At 28.5% G+C, this 13,895-nt stretch carries 16 protein-coding genes and 1 riboswitch; of the genes, 4 read left to right on the top strand and 12 right to left on the bottom strand.

The annotated features are described in order from the left end of the window. Window positions 1-3 precede the first annotated feature (3 nt). From AC2TY9_RS02360 to AC2TY9_RS02350, 3 genes are read left to right on the top strand one after another with little or no spacing between them, the layout of a single operon-like run. Complete coding sequence (locus AC2TY9_RS02360) at window positions 4-555, top strand: DUF507 family protein (protein ID WP_489779258.1); 552 nt, start codon at window positions 4-6, stop codon at window positions 553-555. Between the two features lies 1 nt (window position 556). Beyond that, window positions 557-1,678, top strand: a complete 1,122-nt coding sequence (gene carA / locus AC2TY9_RS02355) for a glutamine-hydrolyzing carbamoyl-phosphate synthase small subunit (protein WP_489779256.1) — start codon at window positions 557-559, stop codon at window positions 1,676-1,678. A gap of 44 nt (window positions 1,679-1,722) precedes the next feature. Beyond that, window positions 1,723-2,604 carry a DMT family transporter gene (locus AC2TY9_RS02350; protein ID WP_489779254.1) on the top strand — a complete coding sequence of 294 codons (882 nt, stop codon included), beginning with the start codon at window positions 1,723-1,725 and terminating at the stop codon, window positions 2,602-2,604. On the opposite strand, the gene AC2TY9_RS02345 is transcribed toward AC2TY9_RS02350, so the two are convergent. From AC2TY9_RS02345 to AC2TY9_RS02295, 11 genes are all read right to left on the bottom strand, one after another. Next, window positions 2,596-3,066 (bottom strand): phosphatidylglycerophosphatase A family protein, encoded by a 471-nt coding sequence (locus AC2TY9_RS02345; RefSeq protein WP_489779252.1) that lies wholly within the window; start codon window positions 3,064-3,066, stop codon window positions 2,596-2,598. The genes AC2TY9_RS02350 and AC2TY9_RS02345 overlap by 9 nt on opposite strands. An 8-nt stretch (window positions 3,067-3,074) precedes the next feature. Beyond that, window positions 3,075-3,959: a DNA-binding transcriptional response regulator gene (locus tag AC2TY9_RS02340; protein ID WP_489779251.1), complete on the bottom strand. Its 885-nt coding sequence runs from the start codon at window positions 3,957-3,959 to the stop codon at window positions 3,075-3,077. Continuing rightward, entirely contained in the window at window positions 3,956-5,080 is a 1,125-nt protein-coding gene (locus AC2TY9_RS02335) for a bifunctional 2-C-methyl-D-erythritol 4-phosphate cytidylyltransferase/2-C-methyl-D-erythritol 2,4-cyclodiphosphate synthase (RefSeq protein ID WP_489779250.1), read from the bottom strand. Before AC2TY9_RS02335 ends, AC2TY9_RS02340 begins: the two co-directional genes overlap by 4 nt. A 56-nt stretch (window positions 5,081-5,136) precedes the next feature. Next, window positions 5,137-5,958: an HDOD domain-containing protein gene (locus AC2TY9_RS02330; RefSeq protein WP_489779248.1), complete on the bottom strand. Its 822-nt coding sequence runs from the start codon at window positions 5,956-5,958 to the stop codon at window positions 5,137-5,139. 3 nt (window positions 5,959-5,961) lie between these two features. Beyond that, a complete protein-coding gene (locus AC2TY9_RS02325; RefSeq protein ID WP_489779246.1) occupies window positions 5,962-6,900 on the bottom strand; it encodes a hypothetical protein in 939 nt (312 codons plus the stop codon). A gap of 54 nt (window positions 6,901-6,954) precedes the next feature. Further along, window positions 6,955-7,626 (bottom strand): thiamine phosphate synthase, encoded by a 672-nt coding sequence (thiE, locus tag AC2TY9_RS02320; RefSeq protein ID WP_489779245.1) that lies wholly within the window; start codon window positions 7,624-7,626, stop codon window positions 6,955-6,957. After that, the gene (gene thiM, locus AC2TY9_RS02315; RefSeq protein ID WP_489779243.1) at window positions 7,619-8,413 is read right to left on the bottom strand and encodes a hydroxyethylthiazole kinase; all 795 of its coding nucleotides are present in this window, start codon (window positions 8,411-8,413) and stop codon (window positions 7,619-7,621) included. Before thiM ends, thiE begins: the two co-directional genes overlap by 8 nt. A gap of 22 nt (window positions 8,414-8,435) precedes the next feature. Continuing rightward, window positions 8,436-9,383, bottom strand: coding sequence for an ABC transporter substrate-binding protein (locus AC2TY9_RS02310; RefSeq protein WP_489779242.1), 948 nt, complete (start codon window positions 9,381-9,383; stop codon window positions 8,436-8,438). 44 nt (window positions 9,384-9,427) lie between these two features. Further along, the gene (tenA, locus tag AC2TY9_RS02305; RefSeq protein ID WP_489779241.1) at window positions 9,428-10,081 is read right to left on the bottom strand and encodes a thiaminase II; all 654 of its coding nucleotides are present in this window, start codon (window positions 10,079-10,081) and stop codon (window positions 9,428-9,430) included. A gap of 81 nt (window positions 10,082-10,162) precedes the next feature. Continuing rightward, a riboswitch (TPP riboswitch) is annotated at window positions 10,163-10,266 on the bottom strand. A gap of 46 nt (window positions 10,267-10,312) precedes the next feature. Next, a complete protein-coding gene (locus AC2TY9_RS02300; protein WP_489779240.1) occupies window positions 10,313-11,059 on the bottom strand; it encodes an ABC transporter permease in 747 nt (248 codons plus the stop codon). Then, window positions 11,056-11,787, bottom strand: coding sequence for an ABC transporter ATP-binding protein (locus tag AC2TY9_RS02295; protein WP_489779239.1), 732 nt, complete (start codon window positions 11,785-11,787; stop codon window positions 11,056-11,058). Before AC2TY9_RS02295 ends, AC2TY9_RS02300 begins: the two co-directional genes overlap by 4 nt. Window positions 11,788-11,961: 174 nt before the next feature. On the opposite strand from AC2TY9_RS02295, the gene AC2TY9_RS02290 reads away from it, so the two are divergent. Further along, window positions 11,962-13,071, top strand: a complete 1,110-nt coding sequence (locus tag AC2TY9_RS02290; protein ID WP_489779238.1) for an Mrp/NBP35 family ATP-binding protein — start codon at window positions 11,962-11,964, stop codon at window positions 13,069-13,071. A 39-nt stretch (window positions 13,072-13,110) separates the two neighbouring features. Here AC2TY9_RS02290 and AC2TY9_RS02285 read toward each other — a convergent pair whose 3' ends face one another. Next, window positions 13,111-13,665, bottom strand: a complete 555-nt coding sequence (locus AC2TY9_RS02285; protein WP_489779236.1) for a hypothetical protein — start codon at window positions 13,663-13,665, stop codon at window positions 13,111-13,113. Window positions 13,666-13,895 lie beyond the last annotated feature (230 nt).

Here is a 13,895-nt window from a genome sequence, read left to right as displayed (position 1 = left end):
CCAATGAGAATGAAGTTACATCATACACCATATATTTCTAGAAGAATTTCAAGAGATTTGGTAAACTGTGATCTAGTAGAAGTTAGAAAAACTAGAGAAGAAATTGCAGATGAAATAGAGAAAATATTAGATCAAGATATTGAAAAAGAGCATGAGTTAGACGACAAAGTTGCAGATGTTTTAGATGAACAGCAAGAAGAGATTGAATATTTAAATGCTGATTATAGACAACTTTTTTGGCTTGCGAAAAAAAGAATGGCTAATGAGTTTGGTGTTATATTAAATAATGAAGATAGATATTCTGACATTGCACATAAAATATTAGATTTTTTATGGGAAGAGGATTATATCCATTATACATGTTCAGATAATAAAATTAAAAATGTAATTTTTGAATCAATTGATGAGTTTTTAAAAGGCTTTGAAAAAGCTGATGACAAAGTTATGGAAAAGATAAAAAATTATAAAAGAAAACTTATTCCAGGAACAGATGAATATGATATTGTTTATCATAGATTATATGAAGAAGAACTAATTAAACGAGGGTTAATGTAAGATGCAAAAAGTATGGATTTATATTGAAAATGGTACGTTTTTAGAGGCTAACTCTTTTGGTGCTACTGGAACAACAGTGGGTGAGATTGTATTTAATACATCATTAACTGGTTACCAGGAGATAATAACAGATCCAAGTTATGCTGGACAATTTGTAACTTTTACGATGCCAGAGATTGGGAATGTTGGAGTAAATGCTGATGATATGGAAAGTAAAACTGCATACTGTAAAGGTGTTTTAGTTAGAAATTATCATCATGAATATTCAAATTATAGAGCCCAAGGTGATTTAGATACATTATTAAAAGATAATAACGTTCTTGGAATTTGTAATATCGATACTAGATACTTAACTAAAATGTTAAGAGATGAAGGAGCAATGATGATGATTGCTTCAACTGAAATTAGTGACAAAGATGAATTAGCTAAGAAACTAAGTGAAAGCCCTAGAATTGAAGATATAAATTATATTAAAGAAGTCTCTACAAAAGAGGTTTATATCCATAAAAATGGAGCTTGGGATCATGAAGTACAAGCTTACAACAAAGCAGTTATGAGTGATAAAAAAGTTGTAGTTGTTGATTTTGGTGTAAAAAGAAATATCTTAAATGAGCTTGTTGAATCAGGTCTTGAAGTTGAAGTAGTTCCATCTACATTTAAAGCCGATGATTTAATTGCTAGATTTGAAGCTGGTGAGATTGGAGGGATTTTCTTATCAAATGGTCCTGGTGATCCACTAACTTTAACTGAAGAGAAAAAAGAGGTTCAAAAACTTATTGATAAAGATATCCCAATGTTTGCAATTTGTTTAGGTCACCAAATGCTTTCAATCGCCCATGGTTTTGATACATATAAATTAAAATTTGGACAACATGGTGGAAATCACCCAGTTGCAAACCCTGAAAAAGTTGTTGAAATTACAGCACAAAACCATAACTATAATGTTCCAGATTCAATTATCCAAATTGCTGATGTAACACATATAAATCTATTTGATAATACAATTGAAGGTGTTAAATATAAGAATAAAGCAATATTCTCAGTTCAACATCACCCAGAGGCAAGTCCAGGTCCTCATGAATCAAAATATATTTTTGATGAATTCGCAAAAATAGTAAAATAAGTTAACTTATTTTACTATTTAACATAAATATTCTAGTCTAAATTTTGGAAACTAAAAAAGCTATATTTATTTTTTTATTACTTGGAATTATTTGGGGAAGTAATTTTATATATATGAAATTAGCAACTGAGTATATAAGTGATTTACAAGTTGTATTCTTAAGGGTTTTATTTGGTTTTATTCCAGTTTTAATTTACACAATATATAAAAAAACTATGAAAATAGAGCATTTTAAATATGCATTTCATTTTTTTATTATGTCTTTACTTGGAGCATCTGTTTATTATTACTATTTTGTAAAAGCTTCTTCATTACTTTTATCAGGAATAACGGGTGCACTTAGTGCTTCAGTTCCTTTATTTGCATTTACTTTGGCCGTAATATTTTTAAAAGATGAAAAGTTAGATAAAAGATTGTTTGGAATATTAATAGGTTTATTAGGGGTTATTTTAATTGCAAAACCTTATGAGTTTGATGTGTTCGAATCAAATATTGAAGGGATTAAAGCTATTATTCTGGGTTCACTAGTTGTTGGCTCATCTTTTGTATATGCAAAGAGATTTATAAGTCCATTGAAAATACACTTTTCAGCCCTCACAAGCTACCAATTAGCTTTTGCTACTCTTACCTTATCTTTATTTGTTGATTATGATGGAATATCAAATATCAGCTCAAATATGAATGTTTTATTGGGAACAGTTATTGGCTTAGGTTTATTAGGGACTGGATTGGCATTTATTTTGTATTATTATTTAATAGAACACTTAGGTGCAGTTAGAGCTTCATCAGCTACTTATTTACCACCAATAGTTGCATTATTGATTGGTTTTTTTATTGTTGGTGAAGATATAGATTTAGTAGATTTAATTGGAACAGTTCTAATTTTGTTTGGTGTTTATGTAATAAATAGAAAAAGTTTAAATTAAAAACTTTTCTACTAATTGATAAGTTCCTGCTGTTGCTATACCTGCTGCAATACCAGCTACAACATCATCTCCCATAACTCCCCAGCCACCTTCAACTTTTTCATCAATTCTTCCAATTATAGATGGTTTCCAAATATCAAAAAGTCTAAAATAAACAAAGGCTAATGAAGACATTATAATAATGTTTTCTTGTGTAATTCCACAAATTGAAAGAGCAATCCACATACCAGCAAGTTCATCAATAACAATCTCTTTACCATCATGAACTCCCACTTCTTCTTCATAAATATTAATCTGTTTCACTGCAATAACAGTGATTAAAATTGCTAATAAAAATAGGGTAGAAACATCAATTATTTGAAGTAATGCAATACCTAAAATAAGTGCAAGAAAGCTTCCAACTGTTCCTGGTGCTTTTGGACTTAATCCACTATAAAATAAAGTTAAAAATAGTTTTCTCATGTTTTCTCTTATTTCTTTTTTTCTATACCGAGTTTTTTTCTTTTTTCCCAAAGAGATTTTCTTGAGATACCAAGTTTTTTTGATAGTTCAGTATCAGGGTATTTAGTTTGATATGATAATACCATCAATTTTACATAATCGTTGATTGTCATTATAGAATTTGTTGGCATCATATTGTCTTCTTTATGAAAGTCAATTTTTGTATAAGGAAACTCTTCTTCTTTTTCCATTGAAACAATTACACATTTTTTATCTTCAACAAGTCTATTTAGACTCTCTTTTGCGCTTCTTTTTAAGGTTTGATATTCTGTTAGGTATAAAATACCATTGAATTTATCATTTAAATGTTTTTGCCAATTTTCATCACTTAGTGAAATAAATTTCATATGTAAGTTTAGTTTTCTTGATAATTCAAAGGTTAACTTATCTGCAGCAATTTGTGAGTTTGTTTCAATTAATATTGGAAATGATGTTGGAAGGATAGTTCCTGTTGTATCTACATCTTTAAATTGAAAATCAAGATATTCTCTTAAGGTAAATAACTCTTTTCTAAGTGATTTACACTCTCTATAGTGATAAATTTTTCTAATAAGCTCATCCATAATAAATGGCTTCATAATATAATCTTTTGCACCCTCTTTAATTGGGTCAGTTACAGTTTCATCTGAAATATATGAAACTAATAAAAGAATAATTGAATCATTGTATCTTCTAATAATTGTTTTACATAATGCAGCAGGTAAAGATGTTGATAAAAGAATAATATCATAATCTTTTGTTAAATTTTCAATATTTGGTGATTCAACAAAATCACAATTATGTCCATCATCTAATAATCTAGACACAACTTTTTGTGCTAAATAAATCTCACTCTCTATAATTAATATATTCATTTTCTATCCCACTCATAATATTTTAACGTTGCAATACTTTGAACTGCAACTCCCTCACTTCTACCAATAAATCCTAATTTTTCTGCTGTAGTCGCTTTGATATTTACAAATTGTTTCTCTAAATTTAAAAGTTGCGCCATAGTAGATTTAATTTGATTTTTATATGGATTTATTTTTGGTTTTTGAGCTATTATTGTCAAATCAATATTTACAATTTCATATCCCACATTATAAATAAATTTAACAATATGTCTTAATAACTCTTTTGAATCTGCACCTTTATATCTTTCATCGGTATCTGGGAAAAATTCTCCAATATCTCCAGCACCACAGGCCCCTAAAAGTGCATCTATAACTGAATGTATTAGTACGTCACCATCACTATGTGCTTTAAACCCATATTCTACATCAATGTTGACTCCACCAAGACACATTTTTTTATTATCTTCAAATGGATGTATATCAAAACCTGTTCCAGTAAAGAAGTTTTTTGATGGTGTTTTGATACACTCAATTTCTTGTATATCTTCTTCAAAAGTTAATTTTTTACTTTTCAAACACCCTTGTACATAATGAACACTTCCCTCTATATTTTTAATAGCGCTACTATCATCTGTAAACTCTTTATTTGTATCAAGTGCTTTTTTTAAAATATTTGTTCGTGAGAGTTGTGGTGTTTGGATAAGCTTTACTTCATCTCGATTTATTGTGTCATTTTTGAAAACGACTGTGTCGCTTACGTTTAGTATTGGGACTATACAGTCTGCTTTATTTTTTACATCTATTAAGTTAGTTATAACCTCTTTTGGTATGCAAGCCCGTGCAACATCAGTTACCATAACATAGTTAGTAGTAACCTCTTTTAATGCATTCTTCATTGAAGCTTGTCTAGTTTCTCCACCTTTTACAAAAGTTACATCATCAGTAAAGTTTTTCATATAGTTTAATTCATCTTCATGTGAAGCAATTATGATTTTATTAAAAGAGTAAAAACTTGAAAGTCTTTTTGTAACAAATAACCACAATGGAGAATTTTCAGTTCTTAGCCATTGTTTTTTTGAAGAAAGCTCGAATCTTGTGGAGTTTCCTGCACAAAGTAATATTAATGTAATATCTGACACAAAGACCCTTTGGGTAAAATAGTTACATATTATAGTGAATTGTAACTTATGAAACCTTAAAGGTCATTTTCTAATTTAAATTTAATAGTATCTATAGATTGTAATAAGAGGTCAACATCAAAGCCATATTCGCTTGCTTTAGTTAATGCTCTTTGGACATTATAATCAGATAATGGGTTTTTAATATCTGTAAGAATTTTTATAATTTCTAAAATTTTAGCCTTTTCAACATAATCCTTTGGACAATGTTCTAAATCTTCAACAAAACCAATTGAGAAGATTAAGTTATGGCTTAAGTTCCAGTGTTTGAAAATATTTGCTGTAATTCTAGCACATGAAAAACCTAAAAACTCTTTTTCCACAGCTGTTACATTTTTTGTAATTTTAACTTGCTCAATAAACTCTTCAGTTTTTCCACTTTCAGAAACAATATCAGCAATAATGAATTTCCCAACTTCTTGTAAAAATGCAGGGATAAGTAAATCTTCTTTTAAATCAAAACTAATTTTTGAAACCCATGAGTTAATTAATGCACTTGAAAGATTTGCAGAAAACATAAAGTCATCAGTTGTTGCCTCATAACAAGATAGTTTAGTATCTACAAGGTTCTGAATAACAGTTCCTAATGCAATGGAGATAGTAAAATTTATACCTAATAATGAGATTGCTCTGCTTGGAGTTTCAACTTCGCTTACAAAACCAAACATTGCTGAGTTTGCAACCCTTAATACAGTAGTAATAATCAAAGGATCTTGTTCTATGATTTTTAATAAATCTAAAGGTTCTTTGTGTGACATCTTTCTAAACTCTTCAAGTTCTAAAACACTTTTAGGAAGGGGTGGTAATGTATCGATTTTCTCTATTATTAGTTTTTTCATTATTTATCCTGCATTATCAACATTAATCTTGCTTGATATAATATCAATTAATTGTTTATACTCATCTGTATTAAGTTGTAATAATTGAATTTTCTCATCAGTAATACCAATTCCTTTCGCTTCTAGATACTCAGAAGTTTTTATAAACTCTTGAAGTAAAAGTTTTTCAAAACTTTTTTTTTCAAAATTGTTTATATCTTTTAACTTTGTAGTCTCATAAAAGAAATCAATAATTTTTTTATAATATGGATTATCATCAAACTTAAGTTTTGGGTCAAAATATTTTATCTTATAGTGCATTTGTAAAAGTAAAAAACTTAGATTATTAATAAAAATACTTTTTTCTAGTTCTTTATCATTCTTCAAATAAGTTAAAAATGAACTATCCTTTGAAAGTTCAAATCCATGGACAATCTTTTCACATTTAGACTGATAGTATTCAAATACATAGTTAATGTCTTTTTTTCCAATATCAAAATAACTTAGATGTGAAAATTTATATCTTGCTTGTCCTATATGATTGTTTAAGATATTGATTTTCTCTTGATTTAATTGAAGTTTGATTTTTAAAAAAGTTTTTGATTCTATTAAAGCCTCGATTATTGGCTCCACAAGGGTTCTTTTTGATTCACTTTTTGAATAGATTTTACATAATTGATTAAATAAATCAATTAGATGAATATATAACTTAAATTTGATTTCAAATAACTCTTTATCTATTAATAATAGTTTATTTAAGGTGTCTTCATTGGATCTAAATATTTGTAAAATCACTTCATCATTAATATTATTTTCATTTATAGTCTCAATAGATTGATTCATATTTATTTTTATAATAAGACTTATAATCTCTTGCTCTGATTCGATTTTACAGATTTTAATACTATTTATATTTTCATATATGTCATAATATAATTTTCTTAGATTTTTATTATTTTCCATTATTTTACTATCCCTAATTCAATATTATAACTTATACGTATAAGAAAATCAAATTTAGCAAGCTTTCAAATTTTCTATTGTTTTTTTAATATCCTTTGATTTTGTGATAGCAGAAATAACTGCAACTCCATCAGAACCATTTTTTAAAATATCTTTTGTTTTAAATTCATCTATTCCGCCAATTGCAACTAGTGGTTTTAAAATATTTTTATCTCTTATATTTTTTATTAAATCTAAACCAACACTTTGTTTTGCATCATTTTTTGAAGTAGTTTCATATATTGGCCCCACTCCAAAATAATCAATACCTTGTATATCTTTTGCTTTTATTGCTTGATTTAAAGTATTAATAGATAAACCTAGTATTAGTTTTCCATCTATGATTTTTATGACTTCATTTACTGCTTTATCATCTTGCCCAATATGAATACCTGTGGCATTTAACTTTAAAGCAAGAACAATATCATCATTTATAAAAAAAGGCACATCATATTTTTTACAAAGATCTTGAGCTTTTTTTGCTAAATTAAAAATATCCTCTTTATTTTGTAAGCAGTTTCTCCCTTTTTCTCTAAATTGGAAACAAGTAATTCCTTTTTTTAAGGCCTCTTCTAAAATAAAAAGTAAGTTTTCTTGTGGATTATTTCCTAAGTGAAGACAATCTTGAGTTCCTGCTATAAAATAGACTTGAAGCATATTTTTAACATTTAACATTTCTTTATTCAAAACTTACCTTTGCATATTCTTCTGTCATTTTGTCATCTATTTTTGCTAAACTATCAAGTAAATTAACATAAAACTGTCCAGTTTGATTATTTTTTAAAGTTTCTTGTGCAATTTCTCCTGCAATGGCATAAGCTGTACAAGCATTTAAAGTTAGATCAAAAGCAGTTCCATCTAAAGTTAAAAATGCTCCACAAACTGCACTTAAAAGGCAACCTGAACCTGTAATTTTTGGAAAAAGTTCGCATCCATTTTCTATTTTTGCTACTTTTACTCCATCACTTATATAATCAATTTCGCCACTAATTGAGACAATACAATTATATTTTGAAGCTACATCTTTTGCAATTTGCGATAAATTTCCATCTCCACTTCCTGCATCTACACCTTTTGCATTCCAATTTACCTGGGCAAGATAGGCAATCTCACCTGCATTTCCTCTTATTAAATCAAATTTTATCTCACTTAAAAGAGTTTTTACAGTCTCTTGTCTAAATGTAGTTGCCCCAACACCAACGGGATCTAATACTACTGGAGTTTTATTTTTATTTGCACATTTACCTGCTTTAATCATAGCCTCAATTTGATCACATGTAAGTGTTCCTATATTTATAACTAAAGCTTGGCAAATAGCTGGTAACTCATCCATCTCCTCTACTGCATTAGACATAATAGGAGAACATCCAATACTTAATAATCCATTTGCCACATAATTACATACAACTATATTTGTAATATTTAGTATTAATGGACTATTTTTTCTTAATTTTTCTAAATTATTTGTTTGCATTTAATGCCTTTATTTTATCTCTTTATTTTAATATTTCTTGAGCATATTCTTCTAAACTTGGCAAAGTTTTAATAAGCTCATTTTGCTTCATAAAATCAGCCATTTGTTTATAAACTTCTTTATCAAAAGTAGCAGGATTAGTTGCTAGATAAGGTAAAGTATCACTCCATGCAAGACGATTTAATTTATTATCTAACTCTTTTGGTTTATAACTTACAAAAGCTTCCCAAGATTTTTTAGGATTCTCTTTTAGATATTTTGTAGCTTCTTGTAAAGATTTTACGAAGTTTACATATTTTTTAGCAGATGCATTGTCTTTATTTGCTACAACTACAAGTTCATCATATTTAGGAACCCCATATTTTTCAGGGAAAAATGCTTTTCCTTCTTCTTTCTCTATTTTTAATTGATTTAATTCAAAGTTTCTAAAAGCACCTATTACTGCATCAACTTGTTTAGTCATCAAAGAAGGAGATAATGACCAATTTACATTTACAAGTTCTACATCTTTAGAAGATAGATTTACAGATTTTAACATTGAGTCTAATAATGCTGTTTCAAAACCACTTACAGAGTAGCCTACTTTTTTACCTTTTAAATCTTCTATTTTGTTTATACCACTATTTTTTAATACTACTAAGCTATTAAGTGGAGAGTTTACAAGTGTAGCTATTCTAACTAATGGTAAGCCTTGGGCTACTTGCATTTGAAGCTGTGGTTGATAATCTACTGCCAAATCAGCTTTCTTTGCAGCTACTAGTTTTGGTGGCATTGATGGGTCAGCTGGTTCGATAATCTCTACTTCAAGATTGTTTTTTTCAAAAAAACCTTTTTGTTGTGCAATTATAATAGCCGCATGATCTGGATTTACAAACCAGTCTAAAAGTAGGCTTACTTTTTCAGTTTGTGCAAAAGCACTTGAACCTAATAGCATTAAGCTAAGCGTTATTTTTGATATTGTCTTTTTCATAATTTCCCTTATTGAATTTTTTATGTTTTAGTTTTTTTAATCTTTTATGATAGGTCTAAACCCATTTGCCAAAAAGATATTTCCATTCGTGTTGCTGTTGTGAAAATATCTTGTATCTTTTCCATTTGTTTTTTTGATAAGTCTTTGCATAGTCCTTCAAAAAACTCTGCTGCATCATTTGCAGCTTCTTGATACTCTTTTGAAGAATACATATCTATCCAAGATTGATAAGGATTATTCTCTACACTTAAGTTATTTTCTGTGATATAATCTGCCACTTTTGCGTAACCAACAAAACAAGGTATTAGCCCTGCATAAAGTTGAGCTAAATCTCCATTCATACCACATTCAAGTACATATCTTGTGTAAGCAACACAAGCAGGAGATTCTTTTTGTTTATAAATTGATTTCTCATCTATTCCAAAATCTTTGCAATAGTTTATATGTAGTTGTATTTCATCTAATGTAGCATTTAAAGCTTGTTGTGAAAAATTCATTTGCTCAAAATTTTCACTTTTATACATAGCAAGAGCGAAAGCTCTGCAATAATGGAATAAATAAATATAATCTTGCATTAAATAGTGTTGAAAATTTTCAAGTTCAAGTGTTCCATTTGCTAGTTTCTGAATAAATTCATGCTTTATATAGTTGTCCCAATATGGCTGCGAGTTTTTGATAAGTTTTTGTGTGATTGTCATATCTCCCCTTTTGATTTTAAATACACAAGAAGAGAAAATTATCTTGGAATAAAGATAGACTAAATTTGAAGTATAAAAATACATTTGTAAAAAACAAATCCCTACGCTAGAATTACCTAGATCAGGTTCAAAGGTCGAAGTTCAAAACTTCCTCTCAGCCTATATATAAGCTCCCTATGCATGAAAAACAAATCTTATCAGAAAAAAGAATTTAAGTCAATTTAATGCAGATTAATGCAAGTGTGAAGCCCAAGGTATGAATTTTTTTGTTAGAAAATCTGTTAAAAAATAGATACTCAAAGTCATTACAATTAATATAAAAAGTGCAGAAAACATCAAGTCTATTTGCATTCTTGCATTTGCATGCAACATAAGATAACCAAGTCCTTTTGATGAACCAACCCATTCACCAATAACTGCCCCAATGGGAGCTATACAAACTGCTATTTTAAGTCCTGAAGCTAAAGATGGCAAACTTGCTTTAAATCGTACTTTAAATAGAGTTTGAAGAGGAGTTAGATTGTATGTATATGCAAGTTGAAGCCACTGTTTTGGGGTGTTTTTAAGTCCATCATAACAAGCAGTAGTTATAGGAAAATATATAATAATTACAGTCATAACTATTTTTGAAGCCATTCCATAACCAAACCATAAAACCAAAAGAGGTGCTATGGCAAATACAGGGATTGCTTGCGAGATTACAAGTATTGGGAGTAAATATTTCTCAATTCTTTTAAAATAAAGTAAAGCAAAAGCGGAGCTAAGACCAAAAATACAACCAAGTATTATTCCTACAATTATTTCTAAAAGTGTAGTTTGTGTATGTTCCCAAAGTAAGCTGTATTGAGTTATTAGTTGAAGAAAAACATCTTTTGGTTGTGGCAGTATATAGTGTGGCAAATCAAAAATTACAATAATACTTTGCCATGAAATAAATAAAAATGAAATAGGAAGTAATATTTTTAGAGTTTTTTTCATATATCATTTCCTTGAAGTTTAGATATTAGCTCTTCTTGCAAATTCCATAGTTTTTCATTTGATAGTTTATGGGGTAAGGTTCCTTGTAAAGAAGCCGCTTCTTCTAAAACTACTGGCTGATTTTTTAAAATATAAATATGATTTGCTAGCTTTATAGCTTCTTGTGGATCGTGGGTTACAAGTACGACAGTTTTATCTTCTAGTAATTGACAAGTTAAATCTTGTAGTTGAATTTTTGTAATGGCATCTAATGCTGAAAAGGGTTCATCCATTAAAATAAGATTTGCTTCTTGCATAAGTGTTCTAGCTAATGCAACTCTTTGTTTTTGTCCTCCTGAAAGTTCATATGTTTTTTTATCAAGGTGTTTTGACATATTAACTTGTTCTAAAAGTTCTTTTGCTTTTTTTAAAGTTTGCTTTGTTTTCCGCCCCTTTAGATGATGATATAGTTGAACATTATCTAAAATACTAAGCCAAGGATATAGTGAGTTTTCTTGACTAAGCCAAGCTATGTTTGTACCTTCTTTTAATGTTATTTTACCATTAGTGATATTTTCTTTTTCTAAATCAACTATACATCGAAGTAATGTTGACTTTCCAACTCCTGAACTTCCAAGTAAGGCTGTAGTTTTATTCTCTAATATATCAAAGTTTAAGTTTTTAAATAGTTTTTTACCTTTAAAGTCAAGGTTTAAGTTTTGTATTTTAGCTATAAAGTTATTATTCATGATTTGAATAATATAATAAAAGAACTAAAAAAAAAGGATTTATGTAATTTATATATACTAAGGATATTTTTGATTTTTTTTATAAACTTCAACTTGTAAAAAGTACAATTAAGACTAAAATTATCCTATATTAAATATAATACGAAAATTTTATAACTAATAAGGAAAAGCACAATGACAGTAGCTGAAATAAAAGATGAATTAGGAAAAGTTTTATATCCAGGATTTCAAAAATCAATCGTTGAGTTTGGTTTTTTAAAGGATGTAGAACTTGATGGAGATAAGTGCACTGTACATTTAGACATAACTTCAAGTGCACCTGAAGTTGAAGATGAACTAAAAAAAAGTATTTCAACAGTTTTAGGTACAATTGGAGTTTCAAATATAGTATTTGATATTAAAAAACCAGAAGCACCAAAACAAAATAGTAACTCTCAAAGTGGACAAAATATTGCACCACAAATTAAAAACTTTGTAATGGTAAGTTCAGGAAAAGGTGGGGTTGGTAAATCAACAACTACTGTTAACTTAGCAGTTGCAGCCGCTATGCAAGGTAAAAAGGTTGGTATTTTAGATGCTGATATTTATGGACCAAATATTCCTAGAATGATGGGTTTAATAGGTCAAGAAGTTGAAATTGTTGGGAATAAAGCAAAACCATTTTCAATTTATGGTGTTGATGTAATGTCTATGGGTTCACTTATGGAAGAGGGGCAATCTCTTATTTGGAGAGGTGCTATGATTATGAAAGCTATCCAACAATTATTAAGAGATATTTTGTGGGAAGAATTAGATATTCTTTTTATTGATATGCCTCCAGGAACTGGTGATGCACAATTAACACTTGCTCAAAGTGTGCCTGTAACATGTGGGATAAATGTAACTACTCCTCAACATGTAGCACTTGATGATTCAAGAAGATCACTTGATATGTTTGCAAAACTTCATATTCCAATTGCAGGAATTGTTGAAAATATGAGTGGATTTATTTGTCCAAAATGTGGTGAAGAATCTGATATCTTTGGAATGGGAACATGTGATGAATTAGCTGAACAGTTTAATACACAAGTATTAGGAATGTTGCCAATTGAACCAGCTATTAGAGAGGGTGGAGATGCAGGAAAACCTGTTGTTTATTTCCAACCTGAATCTGAATCTGCAAAAAGATATATGAGTGCTTCAGCTAAACTTGTAGCTTTTATTGATGAAGTTAGTGAAAAAGCAGAAAATGCTTCTATTCAGCCTACTACACCTCCTGGTGTATCAGCTTGTTCGTCTAAATAAATTTATTAGAAAGGAGATACAATTTTGTGTCTCCTTTTTTTATACATATTTAGAAATATCAACATCATCAATTTGCTCTTCTTCTAAAAACCCTTTTATCGAACATGACATTCTATATAAAGATTTAGATAAATCATTGTACTCTTTGATTCTAGTCTCAATTAAGTTAACATTATCATAGTCTCTTTTTATGATTTTCTCATTTTCATTTTCAAGTCTTTTAATTGGCTCTACAAGTATATTTGTTGCATATTTAATAAGGGGAATTGTTAGAGATAAAATAAGAAGGCTAAGAAAAAAAGAGTTGTAAATTTTTTCTATAAAAGGTTTCATTATAGTATCTACTGGAATTATTATAGTAAGATAATCTTTATCTTTAGATTCGGATTTAAGTACAGAATAATAAACATAATTTTCATTTTCTAATTCCATTTTAAAATTAATTTTTTCAATTTTTTTATTTTTTACAAATATTAAAATCTCTTTATATGGTATTTTTGTAATATCTTTGTCAATATTTATAGATGCAATTATTTCAGAAGTATCTTTGAAGAGTATTATTTTTTGTTCTTTATTTGTTGCTTGTTTTTGCAAGAAGTTAGAAATACTTTCTAGTGAAACATCTATCCCTACTATAGTATTTGTAGCTGTAATTCTTTTTGCATAGGTAATACCTTTTTGATTTATATTTACAAATTGATAAGGCTTAGTTTTTATTACTTTATTCGTCCCAAAGGCTTTTTTAAACCAAGGTCTTGTATTTGGATTGTATCTGGCTATTTTTTTTGTTGTATTTATCAGTTTGTGATTTTTATCAATTAATT

This window comes from Arcobacter sp. ISO1, assembly GCF_058105185.1.
Note: the sequence above shows the minus strand (reverse complement) of the source record. Positions and strands in the feature narration are given on the sequence as shown.

What these genes read in the sequence shown, in the direction of transcription:
- AC2TY9_RS02360 (WP_489779258.1), top strand. Translation starts at nt 4, where the DNA reads ATGAGAATGAAGTTACATCATACACCATATATTTCTAGAAGAATTTCA.
- carA (WP_489779256.1), top strand. Translation starts at nt 557, where the DNA reads ATGCAAAAAGTATGGATTTATATTGAAAATGGTACGTTTTTAGAGGCT.
- AC2TY9_RS02345 (WP_489779252.1), bottom strand. Translation starts at nt 3,066, where the DNA reads ATGAGAAAACTATTTTTAACTTTATTTTATAGTGGATTAAGTCCAAAA.
- AC2TY9_RS02340 (WP_489779251.1), bottom strand. Translation starts at nt 3,959, where the DNA reads ATGAATATATTAATTATAGAGAGTGAGATTTATTTAGCACAAAAAGTT.
- AC2TY9_RS02330 (WP_489779248.1), bottom strand. Translation starts at nt 5,958, where the DNA reads ATGAAAAAACTAATAATAGAGAAAATCGATACATTACCACCCCTTCCT.
- AC2TY9_RS02325 (WP_489779246.1), bottom strand. Translation starts at nt 6,900, where the DNA reads ATGGAAAATAATAAAAATCTAAGAAAATTATATTATGACATATATGAA.
- thiM (WP_489779243.1), bottom strand. Translation starts at nt 8,413, where the DNA reads ATGCAAACAAATAATTTAGAAAAATTAAGAAAAAATAGTCCATTAATA.
- AC2TY9_RS02310 (WP_489779242.1), bottom strand. Translation starts at nt 9,383, where the DNA reads ATGAAAAAGACAATATCAAAAATAACGCTTAGCTTAATGCTATTAGGT.
- tenA (WP_489779241.1), bottom strand. Translation starts at nt 10,081, where the DNA reads ATGACAATCACACAAAAACTTATCAAAAACTCGCAGCCATATTGGGAC.
- AC2TY9_RS02300 (WP_489779240.1), bottom strand. Translation starts at nt 11,059, where the DNA reads ATGAAAAAAACTCTAAAAATATTACTTCCTATTTCATTTTTATTTATT.
- AC2TY9_RS02295 (WP_489779239.1), bottom strand. Translation starts at nt 11,787, where the DNA reads ATGAATAATAACTTTATAGCTAAAATACAAAACTTAAACCTTGACTTT.
- AC2TY9_RS02290 (WP_489779238.1), top strand. Translation starts at nt 11,962, where the DNA reads ATGACAGTAGCTGAAATAAAAGATGAATTAGGAAAAGTTTTATATCCA.